Here is a 21,250-nt window from a genome sequence, read left to right as displayed (position 1 = left end):
CAGTTCCCACTAATTGCTGATAAACTTATATGAAACTGGTTTCAGATTTTTTAGAGTTGGAGTGATTAAAGTTGGTAACCATATCAGATGTAGCAAAGCGATCCGGTTTATCGAAGTCAACGGTATCAAGAGTGATTAATAATCATCCTTACATTTCAAAAGAGAAAAGAGAACTGGTTCAAAAAGCAATGGAGGAACTGGGCTATTACCCAAATCCTGCCGCAAGAAGATTAAGAGGCCAGTTGAAAAGCACGATCGGTGTGATCGTTCCGAGGATCGTCAACCCTTTCTTTTCCTATTTGGTTAATTCGATTGAACAGACGGCTTTTGAACATAACTTCCAGGTCTTGATCTTTCAAAGCAACGAAAACAAGGAAAAAGAACTGTCCTTTTTAAATTTATTGAAAACAAGGCAAATCGACGGGATCATCTTGACCGCCATTGAAAATGATGCAGATACCATTCATTCTTATACGCAGTATGGGCCGATTCTATTCTGTAACGAGTATTTGAACCATTCAACGATTCCTTCTATACGCGTAGATCAATCTAAAGGCGCTTATCTAGGTACAAAGCATCTTATTGAACAAGGCCATTCTAAAATTGCCTATTGTACAGGCGGTTTATTTGCTGAGGATGGAAAAGACAAGGACCGTAATCAGGGCTATCAAAAAGCCTTAAATGAGGCAGGTTTATCGTTGAATCCGAACTGGATCTTTGTAGATCAGCATTCAATTCAAGATGGAAAATCAGTTTTACAGCAGATTTTAAAAATGGATGACCGACCTACAGCCATCTTTACAGGTAGCGATGAGGTAGCTGCCGGAGTCATGATTGAAGCAAATGATCAGAATGTGAAAGTGCCAGAAAATCTTGCCGTTATTGGATTTGATGATCAGCCGCTAGCTGAAATGCTCCATCCTAAATTGACCACTATCAAACAGCCTATTTCATTAATGGGAGAGAAGGCGGTAGAAGGGCTCGTTACAATGATGCAAGAAAACAGCACCATTCCTGAAAACATCGAATTGCCTGTAGAATTAATCGAGAGAAAGTCGACATAATCGGTGATAAAAAAGAGTTTTTAAAAAACTTCTTGAAACCGATACCATATTGTCCTATAATACGAATTAACAAGAAAAAGGAGTGAGTATAGGATTTAATAGGTCTATTTTTTTAATCATTTATGAAACCGATACCAGGTTTTGTTGTCGATGAATTGGAAAGCGGTTTTTACTGCAACTATATTTTTTTAAGAGTTTTTAGGATAAATTTTTTTGGTTTGGTGTGAAACCGATATCATAAAAAGGGAGTGCTTAAATTGAAAGGAAAAACAATTGTTTCAACGTTACTGATCTCAAGTGCATTGTTAAGCGGCTGTTCATTTTCATCTAGTGAACCGAGTTCATCTGACGGCGATAAACTAACCATTGAAATTTTTCAAGGAAAGGTAGAGTTCAAGGATCAATTTGAAGCGCTAGCAGAAGAATATGAAAAAGAAAATCCAGATGTGGATATCAAAATCACAGCGGTAGGCGGTGGCTCTGACTATGCTGGTTCTTTGAAAACAAAGTTTGCTTCTGGAGATGAACCCGAAATCTTTAGTATTGCTGGTCCGACAGAGGCTGCTAACTTTGAACAATACTTAAGTGATTTATCGGATACGAAGGCAGCTGATTTGGCGTTAGAAGGTAGTCTTGATCCAGTGACAAAAGATGGAGAAGTGCATGGGCTTCCTTTTAATCAGGAAGGGTACGGTTTTATTTATAACAAAAAGGTTTTTAAAGAAGCAGGTATTCATTCTGAAGACATTCTAACCTATGAAGATCTTGAGAAAGCAGTAAAAGAAATCGACAGTCAAAAAGATCAGTTGGGGCTTGAAGCTGTATTTGCCTTCCCAGCTAAAGAAAAATGGGTGCCGGGTAACCACCTTTCAAATGTGTTCTTAGCATCAGAGTTTAATCAGCAGGTGCTAGAAGCTTATCATGCAGAATCCGTTTCATTCGAAAAAGGAAAAGAGTTTCAAAGAATGGTAGATTTACAAACCGAATATTCTGTTCAACCTGTTCTGAGTCTGGATTACTCTCAACAGGTGGAGGAATACTTTTCCCTACAAAAAGTAGCAATCATTCAGCAAGGGAACTGGATTTACCCTTCAGTCGAACAAATGGACCAGGAGTTTGCAGAAAACAACATGGGCATCATGCCAATTCCGGTTGAAGGGTCAGAAGGGAAGCTGCCGGTGGGCATTCCTAACTATTGGGCAGTGAACAACAATAGTGACGATGAAGTGATTCAGGCATCTAAAGACTTTCTTGATTGGATGTACACTTCTGAAGTTGGGAAAGAGGCTGTCCTAAAAGATTTTAAATTCATTCCGGCTTATGAAGGATTTGATACGGACGGAATTGCCGATCCGCTCTCAAAAGAAATTTATACCTATTCTTCTAATGGCGACACGACCGGATGGGTCTTACTCGGCTACCCTGGAGTCTGGGGAGATTACCTTGGCGGAAATATTCAGAAATACCTTAGTGAAAAAATGACATGGGACGAAGTAGAAGAAGATTCAAAACAAAAGTGGGAAGAGTTACGGAAATAATCCATTGTTAAAAGAATACGAACAATCCATCGCACAGGGTTGTTCTTTTCTCTTTTAATTAACAAAATTCGTCGTCAGTTTTTAACGATCAAGGAGGGTATTCATGAATAATCAAAATAAATGGTTTTGGATCTTTCTGTCACCGGTTATTTTAGCGCTTGGCATTGTGGTTGTCGTTCCGTTTGTCTATGGATTCGTCTTTTCTTTTACAGATTGGAATGGGTTAACGGCAACATCATTTGTAGGTTTTGAACATTATCTTAATCTCTTTCAAGAAGAAGAATTTATGAGTTCAATTTGGTTTACTGTCAAATTTTCGATTGTAACCGTCATCTTGCTAAATGTGTTTGGTCTCTGTCTCGCCTTGATCGTGACTCGAAAGATTAAATCCAATAACTTGCTTCGAACCGTGTTCTTTATGCCGAATTTAATCGGTGGGTTGATTCTAGGTTTTATCTGGCAATTTATTTTTATCAGTGTTTTTGGAGATGTTGGGAATCTCCTTGGACTTGAAGGCATGGGAGGATGGCTTTCAACTCCTGAGACGGGATTCTGGGGATTAGTTATTCTTACTTCCTGGCAAATGGCTGGGTACATTATGATTATTTATATTGCCTACCTTGAGAACATACCTAAGGATTTAATTGAAGCAGCCAGAATCGATGGAGCTAGTGCGTTACAGCGATTTAAGAGTATTACTTTCCCGTTAGTTGCTCCTGCCTTTACCGTTAGTATGTTCCTTACGCTATCAATGGCTTTCAAAATCTATGATCAGAACCTTTCCTTAACAAACGGCGGTCCGTTTAACTCCACTCAAATGGTCGCGATGGAAATTGTTCGAACAGCCTTCTCGGATAATGAAATGGCATACGCTCAAGCAAAAGCTGTTATTTTCTTCTTAATCGTCGCCGTCATTGCGTTAACACAGGTCTACTACAATAAGAAGCGGGAGGTAGATATGTAATGAAGATGAATAAGGAACGAAAAAATCTATTTTCCGTCGAAGTGCTTGGATTGGTGTTAGGGCTCATCTGGATTGCGCCATTCTATCTCATGATTGTGAATGCCTTTAAAACGAAAAGAGAAATCTTCACTGGAGTGATTGGCTTTCCGGAATCACTCGCATTAGAGAATTTCGTTCAAGCCTTTCGTGACCTTGAATTCTTAAAATCATTGTTTAATTCATTACTAATTACTGGTGTCAGTGTCGCGATTATCATTTTGTTTTCAGCTATGGCAGGCTACGCATTAGCTCGAAATAAAAGTAAGCTGAGCGGCATCATCTTCTTTGTCTTTGTCGCAGCCATGCTGATCCCTTTTCAGTCTGTCATGATTCCGCTTGTCTCTCTTTTCGGTCAAGCAGATCTTTTAAATGCTGCCGGTCTCATTTTCATGTACCTCGGTTTTGGATGCAGTCTATCGATTTTCTTGTATCACGGGGCAATGACCGGGATACCAAAGTCACTAGATGAAGCCGCGATTATCGATGGTGCCAATCGCTTTCAATTGTTTTGGTACATCATCTTTCCATTACTCAAACCAATTTCAGTAACCGTCGGGATTTTAAATGTGATTTGGATTTGGAATGACTATCTCTTACCGTCACTTGTATTAGGGGAAGCGAATGCCACGATTCCGCTTAAAATGTTCTTCTTCTTTGGAGAGTATACAAAACAATGGCATTTAGCACTAGCAGGATTGACGCTTGCAATCATTCCAGTCATCATTTTCTACTTCTTTGCTCAGAAACAAATCATTAAAGGAGTATCAGAAGGTGCCGTTAAGTAGTTTGCAATTTTTAATTCGGTAGATCGTTTAGGAGGAAAACAATGAGTCAAGCATGGTGGAAAGAATCAGTCGTGTATCAAGTTTATCCAAGAAGTTTTAAAGATTCCAATGGAGATGGAATTGGGGATATCCAGGGCGTGATTTCGAAGCTGGATTATTTACAGGATCTAGGTATCGATGTGGTTTGGATTTGCCCCATCTACCGTTCACCAAATGACGATAATGGGTATGACATTTCAGATTTCAAAGAAATCATGACTGAATTTGGGAATATGGCAGATTTCGATCACTTATTAACGGAACTACACAAACGAAAGATGAAGTTAATCATGGACTTAGTGATCAATCACACTTCTGATGAACATCCGTGGTTTATCGAATCGAAATCGTCGAAAGAGAATCCATACAGAGATTATTATATTTGGCACCCTGGTAAAGAAGGGGAGGAGCCTAATAACTGGGCGTCTATTTTTGAAGGGTCGGCATGGGAGCTGAATCAAGAAACAAACGAATACTATTTGCATGTCTTTTCTCGTAAGCAACCCGACTTAAACTGGGAGAATTCTACTGTCAGGAATGAGTTGTACAACATGATCAACTGGTGGCTCGATAAAGGCATTGATGGTTTCCGAATCGACGCCATTTCTCATATCAAGAAAGTACCGGGCTTTCCAGATGTCGACAATCCTCTTATGCGAAAATATGCTCCTTCAATGGAAGGGCATCGAAATCGGGAAGGGATTCAAGTATTTCTTGAAGAACTAAGAAACGAAACGTTTGATCACTATGACATCATGACGGTTGGTGAGGCGAACGGGGTGACGGTAGAAGAAGCGGATGAGTGGGTCGGAGAAGAAAACGGGAAGTTTAATATGATCTTTCAATTCGAACACAACAACCTCTGGCAAAAAGGAAAAGACAACGGGCTTGATATTCACGAGCTGAAACGTGTTTTCACGAGGTGGCAAACTGGCCTTCATAGCGGTTGGAATGCTCTCTTTTTAGAAAATCATGACCTCCCACGCTCTGTATCCGTATGGGGAAATGATGAAACGTATCACAAGGAATCGAGTAAGTGTCTTGCTACATTATATTTCTTAATGCAGGGAACACCCTACATTTATCAAGGGCAAGAAATTGGCATGACCAATGTCCAATTCGAATCAATTGAAGACTATGATGATGTGGCGATTAAGAACCTATATGCTTGCGAAATAAAAGAAGGCAAATCTCACCAGGAAATTATGGAGGGTATTTGGAAATCTGGTCGTGATAATTCCAGAACGCCGATGCAGTGGTCTAATGGAAAAAATGCAGGTTTTACTGATGCGAATGAACCGTGGTTAAAAGTGAACCCCAATTATAAAGAGATCAACGTAGCGGTATCGATGATAGATAAACATTCGGTTTATCACTATTATAAAAACCTCATCAAGCTTCGAAAAAACAATCCCGTTTTCATTTACGGCGAGTACAAGCTAATTTTACCTGAGCATGATCACATTTTTGCTTACACAAGAAGTCTCGGTGATGAAATTATGGTAGTCATGACGAACCTCTTTGCAGAAGAAGCCGAGTTCCAGCTTCCAAAAGAGTTGAAAAATAACTCATCTAAATTACTAATGAGTAATTATGAGTGTAACGCTCAAGACGGCATTGAACATCTATCCTTAAAGCCATATGAAGCGAGAGTATACAAACTCTATTAATAATTCCATTGCTGAGGTGATCTTTTGAAGCATAGCGAACAAATTCTGCGCGCGACCGAATCGATTAGGGATAAGCGTAGAGAATTAGAGGACGATGAGTGGCGATTGCACTATCACGTAACCGCACCTGTGTTTTGGATGAATGACCCTAATGGTTTTAGTTTCTTCCAAAATGAGTACCATCTTTTTTATCAACATCACCCCTATTCAACGGAATGGGGGGATATCCACTGGGGGCATGTTAAAAGTCGTGACCTTGTTCACTGGGAACACCTTCCTCATGCACTCGCACCGAGTGAACCTTATGATCAGGATGGGTGTTTCTCAGGTAGTGCCATTGAAAAAGATGGGAAGCTTTTTCTCTTCTATACGGGAAATAGGTGGACTGGAAAGAATCAGGACACCGATCTTAAACAAGTTCAGTGTATCGCGGTGAGTGAAGATGGAGAGAATTTCACTAAAATTGCTGAGAATCCAGTTATCTCACAGCCCCCAGAGGGTGATATTCATCCAAACCATTTTCGTGATCCAAAAGTTTGGAAACAAGGGGAACATTACTATTGCGTACTAGGTTCCCAAACAAACCATCGAGTGGGTCAAGTACTCCTGTATCGCTCATCGGATTTATTAACATGGGAATTTATGAACGTGGCTGCACGAGGCAAAGGGAATATGGGGTATATGTGGGAGTGCCCCGATTTCTTTCAGTTAGACGGTCAGGATGTATTGGTAATGTCCCCGCAAGGAGTAGAGCCAGAAGGTGAGTTCTATCATAATCTTCACCAAGCCGTTTATGCTCTTGGAGATCTTAATTTGACTAAAGGCGAATTTGATTTCGACTCGTTTCACCCTCTCGATTACGGATTTGACTTCTACGCCCCTCAAACGACACTTGATAACAAAGGACGTAGAATTTTGATAGCCTGGATGGCCATGTGGGAAAGTGATATGCCTGAGCGCAAGGATCATTGGGCTGGAGCCATGACGCTACCGCGGGAAATCTATTTTGAAAATAATCAGTTAAAGTGCTTACCAGTAAAAGAACTTGAATCGTTGCGTCATGATTACCTGCATTTCGAAAATATCCTGGTCGAAGAGAAGGTAACGCTTGATGGGTTAGAGGGAGATTCCATGGAAATCAACGTAGTCATTGATGCCATGGAGACAACTCAATTCGGTGTAAAGGTCCGTTGCAACGACTTATTCACAGAGCAAACAATCCTTACGTACGACGGTGAAAATCAATTATTCTCTATGAATCGAGATAATTCAGGAAAAGGACCAGGTGGCATTCGAAAGGCGCCACTTTCATTGAAGAATAACCTGTTAAACTTGAAGATCTTTATTGATCGGTCTTCTGTAGAAGTTTTTCTACAAGAAGGTGAAAAAGTGATGAGCGCCCGTATTTATCCTGGCGAAGACGCTAACGGTGTTCAATTCTTCTCTGATCGTAAAGTAAAGATTGTTAAGTTGGAAAAATGGTCGCTTGGGAATCGCGGGGGGGGAATCGCGGGGACGGTTCTCGTGATGCATTAAAGAGGAAAAATAAAAGGGAGTGCTAATGATTCAATCAGACACTTGTGAAAGTAATGTCGATTCTAAATAATTGGTGTTAAGCAATAGGGTAGTGAGTGTGGAAGACTCTTTTTCGAGATAATAGACAGTTTTGAAACTAAATTGGATTGGTATCGAACTTAATATGAGTGGTTTCAAATCACACTATGCAGAAGGCGATGCTTCTAGTCTCTCTACAACTTTGTATGATTGCCTAAAGGAAATTTATATTTATGGCGATGGCGTCTCTAAAGATCAAAAAGAGGAGAGGTTGAACTATGAAATTTCTTTGCTTGGCGTATGGAGATGAAACAGGGTGGAATGGGTTGAACGATAGCGAGAAGAAGGAAGTACTGGCTCAAGATAAGGTGATACAAGAGCGGGGAAACCTGATGTCAGCCGTACAACCTAAAGTGACAGCTGTTCGAAATTGGGATAAGAACCTCCAGGTGACGGAAGGAACCGAAGTACATCACGGACTACCACTAGCGGGGTTTTCTGTCATCGAAGCAGAGAATGTGGAAGAAGTGGTCGACCTCGTAGCTAACACGCCTTGTGCTAGAGCAAATGGTGTCATTGAGATTCGGCCGTTTTGGAATACAGGTAGCTAGTTCAGTGTGAGTGACTAGCAATTTATCGATTTTCTGTTCAGCCCCCGGTCGTTACAAAAATAATATTAGATACTAACGACAGAAGAGTAGTAACAGTTAATTATGAAATAGGTATTATTCCGACTAGCTGATTTTCTAGAAACTTTATCCTTATAGTTGATCTCCATAGCAGATATATCTTGAATTCGAATTCTCATATATAGGGGGCTTATCTGTAATAAGATAGGCTCCTTTTCTGTGCAAAAAAGATTGAGTTATTAGCGTTAATTTGAAATAATTGGTATTGAAGATTTGTTTAGGAGAGCTTTAGAGATTAATCTGAAAAAATATTTGGGGGAGAGTATGAAAAGATTTACTTTGATAATTTCATTTGTGTGTATTTTGTTTACTTTACTAGGGTGCCAATCTGAAAACAAGGAAATGGTGGTATTGGATCAAATTACTAAAATCTCTGTTTCTAATTCAGACGGTTTCGGAGGGCTAAATGAAAACTATATCTTTTCTTCACAAGAAAACAAACTAACATCTAGTTTTGAAGAGATTATAGAACGAACGACATTGGTTAATAAGGAGCTTTCTCAAGTAACTCCCGACTACGATATTCTAGTGGAGTATGAAAATCAAGATACTCAAGGTCTACATCTTATACTTGGAAGTTCAGATCAAGAAAGCTATCTTACATACATTGGATACGAAGATAAGGTGTATAGAATTTCACAAAACGACATTGAAAGAATAAGAGGATTCTTAAATATATAGAGCTCAATATTGTTAAAGAGTAGCATTTAATGAGAGTGCTTAGTAAGAGTATTCAATGATCTCGGAGCTTTTCTTCAATAAGTAGATCAGCCTTTTCATATGAAAGTTCGGGGCAGTTTAATACAAAAAGGATAAGCTATATTTATGGTAAAATACAGATGAAGAATTGCTTGATTTTTGTTCAACAAACGGTACATGGTAGAGGAATAAATTTGTTTATAAAAAATATCATAGGGAAGGTATTTGGTTTTTAAATAAAGGGGTTTGTAGAAATGTAGTTCAAAAATCTGATTTCATTCATTTGGAGGAAAGATTAAATGAATATAAAATTTGATCAAAACAACGTCGTTATTAAACTCTGTATACGTGGGATGAACATGGAAGATGGCGGGAATATTGAAGGTGCAACAACGTTGTTCCATCAAGCCTTGCACGAAGCAAAAAACGACTATGAAAGGTTTATTGCAGCTTATCATTTGGCTCGTAAACAAAAGAGTATTACCGACAAATTGAAATGGATGGAAACCTCTTTACAGAGTGCACTATTTATAAATGATGATAATGTTAAGAGTGCATACCCAACGTTATACTTAAACATTGCCAAATGCTATGAGGAGTTGGGTGATGCTGATAAGGCAAAAAGAAATTATGAATTGTCAAACTCATATCGCGGGGCACCGTCTGATGAAGGACCATTTTACCATGGGACGAAGGCAGATTTACAGGTTGGTGATTTGCTGACACCGGGGGGAAATTCAAATTACAAACCTGGGCTTAAAATGAACCACATTTATTTCACTGCTAATGCCAATGGCGCAGGACTTGCAGCAGCACTAGCAAAAGGGGAAGGAAGAGATCGCGTTTATAAAATAGAACCAACAGGTGAATTTGAAAACGATCCAAATGTTACTGACAAAAAGTTCCCGGGTAACTTAACACGATCTTATCGTTCTCAAGAACCTTTAAGAATTATTGGTGAAGAAACTGATTGGGCGAAATTGACAACTAGTGAACGAAGTGAATGGCGAAAAAAACTAGCCAAAAACAAGGGTGACATTATTAACTGAAAATATATCAAATGGAATAAAAATGTTATTTTGTTTTAATCTAACATTTTTATTCCATAATTGGGTGCTTATCTGAAATAAGATAGGCTTTTTTGGTATTGATAGAGTGTTATACAGATTGTAGCTATTCGAGAAAGTCGAGAACCCGATTCATTACAACCTTCGCCGCAACAGGGTTATATGAAGGTATACTGCTGTCGGTGAAGAGATGTTCCTTCCCCTCATACAGAAAAAGTTCAGCGTGATTAGCCGACTCCACAAGTTCACGTGCCGCGTTGATGTCGCCGTCTTCAACAAAGAAGGGGTCTGCATTCATGGCATGAATTTGTACAGGCAAGTCGACGGGCCATGGAGATTCAAATTCCGAGGGTGGGAGGCAGGCATGAAAAAAAAGTGCGCCTCTTGCGCCATTACGAGTTTGAGCGAGCTGCTGTGCTACCGGGACACCGAGTGAAAAACCAGCATAGACGAGATCTCGAGAAAGGTCGTCGGCAGCTCGAATGCCACGCGCCGTCACTTCTCTAAATCCGATTTCCTTAACAAATCCTAAGCCTTCTTCCAAGGAGGAAAATATTCGGCCTTCAAATAAATCTGGCACATGCACGATATGCCCAGCCTCTCTTAGTTGCTCTGCGATTGCTTCAATTCCCTCCGTTTTGCCTAAAACATGGTGTAACAACAAAACTTCTGCCATCATTTACTCCCCCATTTAATCAATTTCGACTTTTTTATTTATAAATTTCGACAAAAATACTGTTTGACCTGCCATAATCTTAACTTCTTCTCCAAGGTCTTAGTTTTTTTTGAAAGGGAAAAATTAAACCAAGATTAAGCTCCTTCCTTTGCAGTGGCGCTACTAATTCTAATAAGATAATTGTGTGATCAATTTTGAAATCGAAGTTAAAGGTGTAAAAAAATTATGAGAGTTACTTAACCAAAACGGAATGAGTCTTTTTGATGAAAGTAAAGAGAACATTAATGACTTTCCGGAGGATCACGTGGAAACTAATAAAATCCTATTATTGCTGTACCAGGTTGAGTTTTGGACTGTTTTGGAGTAGTAGAAACGGATGTATTAATTAATGAAATTTCACCTAATAATCTTTTTATGTTTTTTATGATGAGGCTCATCCTATTATTAAATAAGAGAGGGTCTAGGCTAGGGGCGAGTAGAAGCGAAGATAGATAGATTATCTTGAGATCAAGTCTTCAACTATCTCGGTGCGAGGGAAATTGCTGTTTTTTTGTACTTGTAAATTGTGCTGTAATTTCAGTAGTTATTGAAAGGATAGATATACAGAAACCACTGGTATGCCAAATAAAAATGCCACCCAAATCACTAGTTGATTTGGGTGGCATTTTCTATTGAAATTTCATATGTTGTACCCCGATAAGAACCAATTATTAATCTTTGGTGCTGTTAATTGCCTGATAACATAAATGTCTTTTGCTACTCGGGTATAGTACCTATTCCTCAAAATCACTCTCCACCAGATTCTTCAGCATACTAATCTTATTATCCCAAAACTGCTCGAAGTAGGAGACCCATTCTTTCACCTCTGCTAACTGCTCGGGTTGAAGGGAGTAAATCTTGCTACGACCCGCTTTCCGATCACTGACCAGTTTCGCATCAGATAACACATTCAGGTGCTTCACGATCGCGGTCCGACTAATTGAGAAATGCTCACTAATTTCTTTAATGGAAGCATCGTTTTTAGCAAGTAGCATGAGCATTTCTCTTCTGGAGGAGTCTGCGATTGCCTGATAAACATCATGCTTAGGCGCTGCCGACATTAGGCTTCTACAACCTTACGCAATCGTTCGTTGACGATGCTTTCCCAGCCGTTGTTCATCGTATTGCGCGCATCTTGCTGCGTTTTATCGGTTGGTTTCATCAATTCATCTGGATGACCCCAGCCATCGTGAATGAGTGTGAATTCCGTTTTGTCCTCTACTTCTTCTAACAAAAAGTGGATTACCCAGCCCTGATTTCCCCATGAGAAGGAGAGTTCTTTTGGTGGATTCACCGTTAAGACTTTACAAGGGGAGGTTTCAAAGGGTGTTTCCAGTTTAAATTCGTGCCCTTCCACAGGCTCGAAGTCATTTGGCATAAACCATTCCGCCATGCCTTCCCGAGAAGAAACAGCTTTCCAGACCTTTTCTATTGGCGCTTGAAAGGTTACTTGCTTTTTGATTTGTGGTACTTTGTTTGTTTCACTCATGTCGATCCTCCTTGATATGACACCATTTGGTTTTATGTATATTATAACACCTTTTGGTTATATATCAAGTTGAGGAGGGGATCAGGCATTAACTTCTTATTATAATTCCGGTTCGTTTCATGGTAGATCATATAGGGAAATAATAACTGTCATTATTAGTAGTTAGAGGAGTGAAGTAGATGGATTTAAACCCGTCCGACCTAAAAACAAAAGATATTTACAAACTACTAACCGGTTCTGTAGTTCCACGGCCGATCGCCTGGGTATCAACCGTTTCAGAAGACAGTGTACTTAACTTAGCGCCGTTTAGTTTCTTTACCGTTGCTTCCACGAAACCTGCCATTCTCGCCATCTCCATCGGGCGGGCATCAGGGGAACCTCAGGGTGCGGAAAAGGATACGCTCGCGAATATCCGCTCGCAAAAGGAATTTGTAATTAATGTGGTGTCGAGTTCTCTTGGAAACGAAATGCAAAAAAGTGCGGAGAATCTCCCGGCAGAAGTGGATGAATTTCAATATGCTGGTTTAACACCAATTGATAGTGTAACGGTAAAACCGAAGCGGGTGAAAGAGGCTCTAATTCATATGGAATGCAAGCTCCATCAGATCATTCCCCTTGGTTCGAATGCCCTTGTTCTAGGGGAAATGACACACTATCATATTCAGGATGATGTGTATCTAGGAAACTATAAAGTCGATCTCGAAAAGCTTTCCCCTCTTGGAAGGTTTGCGGGGAACTATAGTGAGAGTAAGGAATTTTTCACGTTGCCGAGGTGAGCGTTATGAACGATAGAAAAGCAGCTTGGGAGGGTGATGGGCCTCCAAGCTGCTTTTACTAATATACACGATTTCATTTAAATCGAATTTCGCTACAAGTTTTCTCCGTTCGTTTCGATGACCTTCTTGTACCAAAAGAAAGATTCCTTCCTTCTCCGCTCTAACGTTCCGCTTCCATCATCCTGCTTATCTACATAAATAAAGCCGTAACGTTTTGAGAATTCACCTGATGAAGCACTCACAAGATCTATGCAGCCCCAGCTTGTATAACCGATCACGTCAGCACCGTCTTCGATCGCTTCTCCAATCGCCTTTATGTGGTTACGAAGATAGTCGATGCGGTACGTATCCTGAATGGAGCCGTCTTCTTCTATTTTGTCATAAGCCCCTAAGCCATTTTCCACAACGAAAAGGGGGACTTGATACCGTTCGTATAGCTTGTTTAATCCAATACGCAATCCTTCAGGGTCAATTTCCCAGCCCCAGTCGCTTGCCTGGAGAAAAGGATTTTTGATGCCGCCGATCAAGTTCCCTTCTGATGCTTCAAGAGCGGATTTTTCCTTTTTCTCCGTTCGAGACATGTAGTAACTTAAGCCGATGTAATCTACCGTGCCTTCTTTTAGACTTTCAAGGTCACCGTCTTGAATGTCTAACTCAATGTGGTGCTCCTTGAAATAACGTTGAATAAAGGCTGGGTATTCGCCTCTTACTTGAACATCGGCACAGAAGTAGTTAAAGAGACGCTCCTCTTGAAGTGCGTACATCACATTTTTAGGGTCAGAGTCGTACGAATAAACGGGTGCGTATAGGATCATACAGCCGATGTTCGCCTCAGGAATAATGTCGTGACACGCTTTGACTGCGATGCTGCTTGCGACGAATTGATGATGAAACGCCTGGAATGTTGGCTGGTATTTGTCTTCTTCTTGTTGAATCGCAAAACCAAGACCCTGAATTGGCATAATAAAGCCGCTGTTAATTTCGTTGAACGTCATCCAGTGTTTCACCTTGTTTTTGTAACGGTTAAAAATCGACGTAACATAGCGTTCAAAGAAAGTGATAACTTTACGACTTCTCCAGCCACCGTACTCCTTCACAAGATTGAGCGGCATTTCATAGTGAGAGATGGTGACAACGGGTTCAATGCCTTGCTTATGCAGTTCATCAAACACACGGTCATAGAATGCTAGGCCTTCTTCATTTGGTTCTAGCTCATCGCCATTTGGAAAAATGCGCGTCCAAGCAATGGACATGCGGAAGACCTTAAAGCCCATTTCGGCAAAGAGAGCGATGTCCTCTTTATAACGATGATAGAAATCAATCGCTTCATGGTTGGGATAGTTATATTTCTCACGATCAATTTGAAAATCGAAGCCGGGGGATTGCAGAATGTTCAGTCGTTCTTTTCCACCTGGTAGCACATCCGCAATGTTCAAGCCTTTGTTTCCTTCATGAAAGCCACCTTCAATTTGATTCGCAGCTGTAGCGCCGCCCCATAAGAATCCTTCTGGGAAGTGATCGGTTTTCATTTCGTTTTCCCTCCAATGAATTGCTTTAGACCATCATAGCGAGAACGAGCAGAAGAGTAAATGAAGAGAGCGGATCTTGTTGGAAGTACCGTGAAAAGGCATTTGTAACGTGAAAGTAACACTGTGTTACAAAGAGGCAACTGGTGATATACTAAAAGGAGAAGAATGGCGAGCATTCTAGATCTGACAGTGAAGGAGAATACAGCATGTTTTCAAATGCCATGATTGCGTCGTTCAATGAGTTAGAAACGTCACTATATAACTACATCACACAAAACAGTGAGAAAGTCGCTTATATGCGTATTCGTGAGTTAGCCGATGAAACGCATGTCTCCACAGCAACGATTTTGCGCTTTTGTAAAAAAGTTGAGTGTGAGGGATTTTCCGAATTTAAAGTAAAGCTTAAAATGCAGTTGAATGAGAAGAAGAAAACGGTCATTAATCCTCCCCAGCATGCGGTAGCGGAGTTTTTTGACCGATCGTTAAACGATGATCTCGAGGAAAAAATGAAGCTGGCCGCCAAGCTCATTGCGGACACGGATAACGTCATTTTTATCGGAATTGGAAGCTCAGGGATACTTGCGGAATATGGCGCTAGATATTTTTCAAGCTTAGGGAAATTCTCGCTGTACATTAAAGATCCTCACTTTCCGATCCATTCGAAGCTACAGAAGAATAGCGTCACGATCGTGCTGTCCGTATCGGGTGAAAACCAATTTACCGTGACGCACTTGAACCAACTGAAGCAAGAGGGAAGCCACATTATCAGCATTACGAACACGAAATTCTCAACGGTTGCTAAAATTTCTGATCTCAATATTCCTTACTACATAACGGAAGAATTTCATGAAAAAGCGAATATCACGTCACAGGTTCCGGTTGTGTATATTTTGGAATCAATTGCGCGTGAGATTTATAAGTTGAATGGAGAGGGATAATTGAAGGAGGTTGTGATGAATAAACAGGAGAAAATCCACTACAAAGAAGTTCAGCGCCCAAACCAGGTCTGGATCTGGGCGATTGTAATTGGCATCGCGATCCTAATGTGGATTGGCTTTTTCCGTCAGGTTGTGATGGGCATTCCGTTTGGGAGAAATCCAGGTACTGACATGGAAGTGATCATTTTATGGATTATTTTCGGGATTGCTTTTCCAATCGTTATGCTCGGATGGCTGCGACTGATTACTGAGGTGAGGGATGATGGGGTTTATGTGCGATTTGTCCCATTTCATCTAACACCTCGTGTTTTCTTATATAAGGATATAACGCATTATGAGAGTTTGAACTATCGGCCACTTCGTAGGTTTGGTGGATGGGGAATCCGATGGAATTCCAGCGGTGAGAAGGCTTATTCCATTAGCGGGAAGCATGGCGTTTTGATTGAAGTGAACGGTGAGAAGGTTTTGATTGGATCTAGGAAGCCAGAGCGGTTGGTCGATGCGATAGATCAAATGAGTGGAAATCGAAATGACTAGCTACGATTGTGAACAGCATACGAGATTCGCAGGAATAGTCCTTTTCTCCTAAGAGAAAAGGACTATTTTCATGGAATGCGTCGAAAGACATAGAAAAGAAGGGAAAGAGAGGGTATTCTAAGTTTAGAAATTAATGGAAGTTCATTGACAGCAGTAATTAGAAAACCTACTATTCTCCTGAAATTTGAGAAGTGTGAGGAATAGTAGTATAGATGATTTATTAGTAAACGATAGTGGAGAGCAGCTGTCGTATCAAGGGGGTTATTCTTTCAGAGTAGCCTTGAAAGTGAGGAAAGCCAAATATGAACAACGAATATAAGACGAAGTTAAAAGAGTTAGGGATGAAGAAAAACCAACAGCTTTTTGGAGAGACGGCGTTTGCATCAGAGATTCATGAGTTTGCGAATTTGTTTTTGGAAGACGCGTCTATTTTCACCCATTTGCATGATGCCTATAGACATCAACTCGATTCCTTGGAGATAACGAGTCAAGGTGTTGATATTTTTTATCGTAAGGAACAAGAGCTTCACATGATCTCTTTTTTAGATAAGAGGTTTTGGTTAGACGACGCTTCTTATGTTTCCTTTTTAACTTATTCTATTGATCTCATGCGTGAGGTTTTGCCGCTAGGGACTGTGGTTGAATTGGATCCACGGTATTTTAACCCGGGTGAGTCTGCTTCCGAACCGATTAAAGTGGTGATTACTGGCCGATTTATTTTTCCGGAAACTTATCATTCTTATTTTCCTTACGCTGGTGTCGTGTATCCATTTGGCGAATTGAACAAGAGGAACACGATCCATTTTACGTATCCATTGATTCAGAAGGTTGTCCATATGGGTTATCAAGATGAGATGGAAGAGTCATATGACTATCTCATGAAAGAAGAATTGATTCTGGAAAAAGGGATCACGTCGATTGAGTTTTCGGACGAGGACATGAGGAGAATTCAGAATCTAAGTAGTCGAGGGCAGGTGAGCGATCATGCAACTGTATGATTATGACTTTTGCCACAATCTGTTGTACGCAGGATGGGATGGTGGCATTATCAATAATTTGAATGATGCCCGGCACGAGATTCTACAAAACTTTGATCAAATGGATTTTGAAAATGCTTCTGCTTACGAGGAGATGAGGGAGATCGTCGAAGGCATGGTCGCTGAAATCGATCAGCTTTTGTCTAAAATTCAATCCGTTCAATTTAAATAAAAGGAGGTTACACCGTTGTCGAGTCAAAAGATTGAATTGAATCTATCTGAGCTGCGATCCGCATTGAATTCGTTGGAATCAAGCATCTCAGAATTTAAAAGTTACACAAAGAATTTCCATGACTCCACGAGAGACGAGTTAAAAAGCTTTAACTCCGATTTCATAGAAGAGGTCGATGCGTTACTAGATAACATGCATAATGATAGCCAAACGCAGTTGTTGAACAATCTAGATGCGATTTATCAAGCAGGGGACATGCTGTTAGAAAAGATGAAAGAAACGGATGAAAAGATCGGCACGACCATCAGGAGCAACACGGAATGAAGCGGGACCTCAAGATCAATTATGGTATACTGGATGGCATCATAGAACAGCTACATAAGTACAAACATGCCCTTGATACAATGGAGTCGTCCCTAGCTAAAATCAATGAATACGTGAAGCCGAACCAGGGGGAAAGCATTGATGCCTGGGTGTTCACGATCGAAGAATCAGAGGATTATATCCGAGCTTATCATGAACAAATCCAGGATCTCCTGACCTTATTCGAATCCTATGTAACTGATACGAATGCCTACATCACGCCATTAGCGAGACAATCGATGATGCAAGTGGATCGAAATGATATTTGGATCAATCTGCAACAAATCGAGCGTGGGATATCAGGGAATGTTGGAAAAGCATCGCGCGTCGCAAGCCGGGCACCCTACAACACCTTCCCATTTTTTGATGATCCAACCGAAAGTGAAATTGAAAAAAGCCGAAGCAATGAAGCGAACTTAACCACTATTCGTCGTGAAATCAATCGGTCTGAAAGTGTCCTCCAGCAAAAAATGGACGACCTCTGGGGCATTTACAATACAAAAGTAAAGCCGTTTGAGAATACAGATGACGACTATTATGGGAAAGCTCAAAAACTAAAAATGACTTACACGGGTGTGTTTGAAGGCGTTTGGGACGGTGTCGAAGACCTTTCCTCTGACATTTATGGCTTTGGAAAAGGACTCGTTCTCGGTTTATATGAAATCGGAAAGGGCATCGTCACGGTTGCCGGTGACGCCGGGATCGTCTACACCTCCCATCAACTTCCAGATTCCATTGAACCCGACTTTTTAAAGGAAGCAGCGGATAAACGAGTCGAAGGCTATAGAGCCGCTGCCATGCAGGCAATCAAGGATCCGATGGGCGTTGCTGAAGCGATCACACAATCCTTCTCCGATACCTATGAAGACGAAGGAGTGGCCTATGTCGCAGGAAATGTCTCCACAGCCTTTATCCCGTATGTCGGCATGGCAGGAAAATCAGCCAGCCTCGCCAAAGTCGCTGGAAAGATCCCGAACTCAAACTTAAGCAAGGTCGCTGGAAGCAGTAAAGTAGACGTCGCAGCCATCGTGAAAAAGCATAACGCCTTTGAAGGAATGAAGCGCGGCATGGGTGAATTTGTCCAAGACGTTAGAGGCGGCATGCAGATTGCGGGGAATTCGAATAGGGTAGCTGTTGGGGCGAATGGTGTTGCAGGGAATGCGGTTGGGAAAGTCGGGGATGTAGCGGAGAGTGGCATTGCATCGGTTTCTAGGAGTAGTGGTCCGAATCGTGCGGTGGATGATTCGATTGTTAGGATTAAGACTGAGGTTGAGCGGGTAGATGGTGGTAATCGTACGGGTAATCGTTTGGCTGGAGAAAGTGAAGTTACCCCATTAGTGGGAAAAGGAGAACAGTATACAAACGGAAGAAAAAATAGATTAAAACCTAATATTAGATACCAAACAGGCGAATATGATTATTTTTATGAAACTGATGGTGCTGGTAGGATTACAAAGTTTGAAACAGATAACCTTCAATTAACTACTAGGGTAAATAGACTCTCACATAGCCGAAATACATTAGGGAAAATAAAAGGAAAGGATCATGCAGGTCATTTGGCGGGAGATAGGTTCGGAGGATCACCTAAACTTGATAATTTAGTATCGCAATTATCAGATGTTAATTTGAAGCAGTATAAAAAGATTGAAGATGAATGGGCTGTAGCGTTGAATGACATACCTCCTAAAAAGGTGACGGTCGATGTGGAAATATCATATGAAGAAATAGATTTGCGTCCAAAAACATTTATTGTTAATTATACAATTGATGGTAAGTCCGGTTTTAAAATTATTGAAAATTAGTTTAAGGAGTGAATGAGTATTATGAAAGAATTTGAAGATAAATTTAGTGAATTACAAGCAGATATGATTTCTATATGTATGGAGTATGTTGAGGACAAAGCAGATAAAGTATATGTTTATGGTTCAAGTGAAGAGGGAATTATTTCTGCTAATTTTTTCTATCTAATTAATAATAGTTATGTTGAACCTCATAAATTGAATGAAGCTGTAAAGGATGGAACGGGGGAGTATGATGTATCTCCAAAACGTCAGTCTATGGTATTACGTATAATATGTGAAGATATCCAAAAAGTAAAATTATTGTGCAAGGAATATGAAAGAGATATGCCAACAGAGATGAAATTAATTTATGATGTAAAGAGTGGAAAATTTAGTGCTAATTATAAATATGATTTAGTTTATACTCATGATGATATTAAAACAGCAGACCATGTTGGTAATGAGTGGTTTGAGGAAATAAAAAGTAATAACCTTTAATAGTTGATGCTTGCTATTAAATTATAGTTATAAAGCTATTAAGGTGAATAAATAATTTTAGATGACTTATTTTTTGAAAGTACTTGATTGGAAATTAGAAATCAAGTGCTTTTTTGAAAAGCCGTAGGGACAGGTACCTCGTCCTTCCTCTAACATTATTTAATTCACTTATGAATGTTTTTTTATTCACAGCTACAAATGAAATTCCTCATTTTCAAGCACATCAAATCCACAATTTTTAGCAACTACCGCCGGCTGTATGCCGGCTTTATTTTTTCTAACACCCCAAACTACTAGATCGAAGAATCAGAGGATTATATCCGAGCTTATCATGAACAAATTCAGGATCTTCTAACGTTATTCGAATCCTATGTGACTGTTACGAATGCCTACATCACGCCATTAGCGAGACAATCGATGATGCAAGTGGATCGAAATGATATTTGGATCAATCTGCAACAAATCGAGCGTGGGATATCAGGGAATGTTGGAAAAGCATCGCGCGTCGCAAGCCGGGCACCCTACAACACCTTCCCATTTTTTGATGATCCAACCGAAAGTGAAATTGAAAAAAGCCGAAGCAATGAAGCGAACTTAACCACTATTCGTCGTGAAATCAATCGGTCTGAAAGTGTCCTCCAGCAAAAAATGGACGACCTCTGGGGCATTTACAATACAAAAGTAAAGCCGTTTGAGAATACAGATGACGACTATTATGGGAAAGCTCAAAAACTAAAAATGACTTACACGGGTGTGTTTGAAGGCGTTTGGGACGGTGTCGAAGACCTTTCCTCTGACATTTATGGCTTTGGAAAAGGACTCGTTCTCGGTTTATATGAAATCGGAAAGGGCATCGTCACGGTTGCCGGTGACGCCGGGATCGTCTACACCTCCCATCAACTTCCAGATTCCATTGAACCCGACTTTTTAAAGGAAGCAGCGGATAAACGAGTCGAAGGCTATAGAGCCGCTGCCATGCAGGCAATCAAGGATCCGATGGGCGTTGCTGAAGCGATCACACAATCCTTCTCCGATACCTATGAAGACGAAGGAGTGGCCTATGTCGCAGGAAATGTCTCCACAGCCTTTATCCCGTATGTCGGCATGGCAGGAAAATCAGCCAGCCTCGCCAAAGTCGCTGGAAAGATCCCGAACTCAAACTTAAGCAAGGTCGCTGGAAGCAGTAAAGTAGACGTCGCAGCCATCGTGAAAAAGCATAACGCCTTTGAAGGAATGAAGCGCGGCATGGGTGAATTTGTCCAAGACGTTAGAGGCGGCATGCAGATTGCGGGGAATTCGAATAGGGT

Annotated in this window: 22 protein-coding genes; 18 read left to right on the top strand and 4 right to left on the bottom strand. The window is 40.6% G+C overall.

The genetic code is table 11. The features are described 5' to 3' along the window. Positions 1–71: 71 nt before the first annotated feature. The 9 genes from PQ511_RS10475 (at position 72) to arr (ending at position 10,090) form a co-directional block, all read left to right on the top strand. Positions 72–1,064 (top strand): LacI family DNA-binding transcriptional regulator, encoded by a 993-nt coding sequence (locus PQ511_RS10475; protein WP_273851843.1) that lies wholly within the window; start codon positions 72–74, stop codon positions 1,062–1,064. Positions 1,065–1,321: 257 nt separating this feature from the next. Beyond that, positions 1,322–2,602, top strand: coding sequence for an ABC transporter substrate-binding protein (locus PQ511_RS10470; RefSeq protein WP_273851842.1), 1,281 nt, complete (start codon positions 1,322–1,324; stop codon positions 2,600–2,602). Positions 2,603–2,705: 103 nt separating this feature from the next. Further along, the gene (locus PQ511_RS10465) at positions 2,706–3,566 is read left to right on the top strand and encodes a carbohydrate ABC transporter permease (RefSeq protein ID WP_273851841.1); all 861 of its coding nucleotides are present in this window, start codon (positions 2,706–2,708) and stop codon (positions 3,564–3,566) included. Then, a complete protein-coding gene (locus PQ511_RS10460) occupies positions 3,566–4,390 on the top strand; it encodes a carbohydrate ABC transporter permease (protein WP_273851840.1) in 825 nt (274 codons plus the stop codon). The genes PQ511_RS10465 and PQ511_RS10460 overlap by 1 nt, the downstream gene beginning before the upstream one ends. Positions 4,391–4,431: 41 nt before the next feature. Then, on the top strand, positions 4,432–6,099 hold the full coding sequence (locus tag PQ511_RS10455; RefSeq protein WP_273851839.1) for a glycoside hydrolase family 13 protein: 1,668 nt from the start codon (positions 4,432–4,434) through the stop codon (positions 6,097–6,099). A 24-nt stretch (positions 6,100–6,123) separates the two neighbouring features. Beyond that, positions 6,124–7,635 (top strand): glycoside hydrolase family 32 protein, encoded by a 1,512-nt coding sequence (locus PQ511_RS10450; protein WP_420541683.1) that lies wholly within the window; start codon positions 6,124–6,126, stop codon positions 7,633–7,635. Between the two features lie 296 nt (positions 7,636–7,931). Next, entirely contained in the window at positions 7,932–8,264 is a 333-nt protein-coding gene (locus PQ511_RS10445) for a YciI family protein (RefSeq protein ID WP_273851838.1), read from the top strand. Between the two features lie 342 nt (positions 8,265–8,606). After that, positions 8,607–9,023, top strand: a complete 417-nt coding sequence (locus PQ511_RS10440; RefSeq protein WP_273851837.1) for a hypothetical protein — start codon at positions 8,607–8,609, stop codon at positions 9,021–9,023. Between the two features lie 653 nt (positions 9,024–9,676). Beyond that, entirely contained in the window at positions 9,677–10,090 is a 414-nt protein-coding gene (gene arr / locus PQ511_RS23720; RefSeq protein WP_420541689.1) for an NAD(+)--rifampin ADP-ribosyltransferase, read from the top strand. 124 nt (positions 10,091–10,214) lie between these two features. Here the strand turns inward: arr and PQ511_RS10430 are convergent, their stop codons facing one another. From PQ511_RS10430 to PQ511_RS10420, 3 genes are all read right to left on the bottom strand, one after another. Beyond that, entirely contained in the window at positions 10,215–10,769 is a 555-nt protein-coding gene (locus PQ511_RS10430) for a dienelactone hydrolase family protein (protein ID WP_273851835.1), read from the bottom strand. Positions 10,770–11,557: 788 nt separating this feature from the next. Beyond that, a complete protein-coding gene (locus PQ511_RS10425; protein WP_273851834.1) occupies positions 11,558–11,884 on the bottom strand; it encodes an ArsR/SmtB family transcription factor in 327 nt (108 codons plus the stop codon). Beyond that, positions 11,884–12,312 carry an SRPBCC family protein gene (locus tag PQ511_RS10420; protein WP_273851832.1) on the bottom strand — a complete coding sequence of 143 codons (429 nt, stop codon included), beginning with the start codon at positions 12,310–12,312 and terminating at the stop codon, positions 11,884–11,886. The genes PQ511_RS10425 and PQ511_RS10420 overlap by 1 nt, the downstream gene beginning before the upstream one ends. 179 nt (positions 12,313–12,491) lie before the next feature. On the opposite strand from PQ511_RS10420, the gene PQ511_RS10415 reads away from it, so the two are divergent. Beyond that, positions 12,492–13,088 (top strand): flavin reductase family protein, encoded by a 597-nt coding sequence (locus PQ511_RS10415; RefSeq protein ID WP_273851831.1) that lies wholly within the window; start codon positions 12,492–12,494, stop codon positions 13,086–13,088. 92 nt (positions 13,089–13,180) lie between these two features. Here PQ511_RS10415 and PQ511_RS10410 read toward each other — a convergent pair whose 3' ends face one another. Continuing rightward, positions 13,181–14,617, bottom strand: coding sequence for a glycoside hydrolase family 1 protein (locus PQ511_RS10410; protein ID WP_273851830.1), 1,437 nt, complete (start codon positions 14,615–14,617; stop codon positions 13,181–13,183). Between the two features lie 206 nt (positions 14,618–14,823). Here PQ511_RS10410 and PQ511_RS10405 point away from each other — a divergent pair, with 206 nt between their 5' ends. The 8 genes from PQ511_RS10405 to PQ511_RS10370 all read left to right on the top strand — a co-directional run. Continuing rightward, complete coding sequence (locus tag PQ511_RS10405) at positions 14,824–15,555, top strand: MurR/RpiR family transcriptional regulator (protein WP_273851829.1); 732 nt, start codon at positions 14,824–14,826, stop codon at positions 15,553–15,555. A gap of 15 nt (positions 15,556–15,570) precedes the next feature. Next, positions 15,571–16,092 carry a DUF6141 family protein gene (locus PQ511_RS10400; RefSeq protein ID WP_273851828.1) on the top strand — a complete coding sequence of 174 codons (522 nt, stop codon included), beginning with the start codon at positions 15,571–15,573 and terminating at the stop codon, positions 16,090–16,092. A gap of 302 nt (positions 16,093–16,394) precedes the next feature. Continuing rightward, the gene (locus PQ511_RS10395; protein WP_273851827.1) at positions 16,395–17,090 is read left to right on the top strand and encodes a DUF4176 domain-containing protein; all 696 of its coding nucleotides are present in this window, start codon (positions 16,395–16,397) and stop codon (positions 17,088–17,090) included. Next, positions 17,077–17,301, top strand: coding sequence for a hypothetical protein (locus PQ511_RS10390; RefSeq protein WP_159781778.1), 225 nt, complete (start codon positions 17,077–17,079; stop codon positions 17,299–17,301). The genes PQ511_RS10395 and PQ511_RS10390 overlap by 14 nt, the downstream gene beginning before the upstream one ends. A 15-nt stretch (positions 17,302–17,316) precedes the next feature. Then, the gene (locus PQ511_RS10385; RefSeq protein ID WP_273851826.1) at positions 17,317–17,625 is read left to right on the top strand and encodes a hypothetical protein; all 309 of its coding nucleotides are present in this window, start codon (positions 17,317–17,319) and stop codon (positions 17,623–17,625) included. Further along, a complete protein-coding gene (locus PQ511_RS10380; RefSeq protein WP_273851825.1) occupies positions 17,622–19,466 on the top strand; it encodes a DNA/RNA non-specific endonuclease in 1,845 nt (614 codons plus the stop codon). Before PQ511_RS10385 ends, PQ511_RS10380 begins: the two co-directional genes overlap by 4 nt. 21 nt (positions 19,467–19,487) lie before the next feature. Continuing rightward, positions 19,488–19,943: an immunity protein YezG family protein gene (locus tag PQ511_RS10375; protein ID WP_224600443.1), complete on the top strand. Its 456-nt coding sequence runs from the start codon at positions 19,488–19,490 to the stop codon at positions 19,941–19,943. A gap of 372 nt (positions 19,944–20,315) precedes the next feature. Beyond that, positions 20,316–21,250 (top strand): hypothetical protein (locus PQ511_RS10370; RefSeq protein ID WP_273851824.1); only part of this gene is annotated, 935 nt, incomplete at its 3' end.

The sequence above is a fragment of the Guptibacillus spartinae genome, from assembly GCF_028610625.1.
Classification (GTDB): Bacteria; Bacillota; Bacilli; order Bacillales; family Guptibacillaceae; genus Guptibacillus; species Guptibacillus spartinae.
The sequence above is the reverse complement of the archived record's forward strand: the minus strand, read 5'-3'. Positions and strand labels throughout refer to the sequence as shown.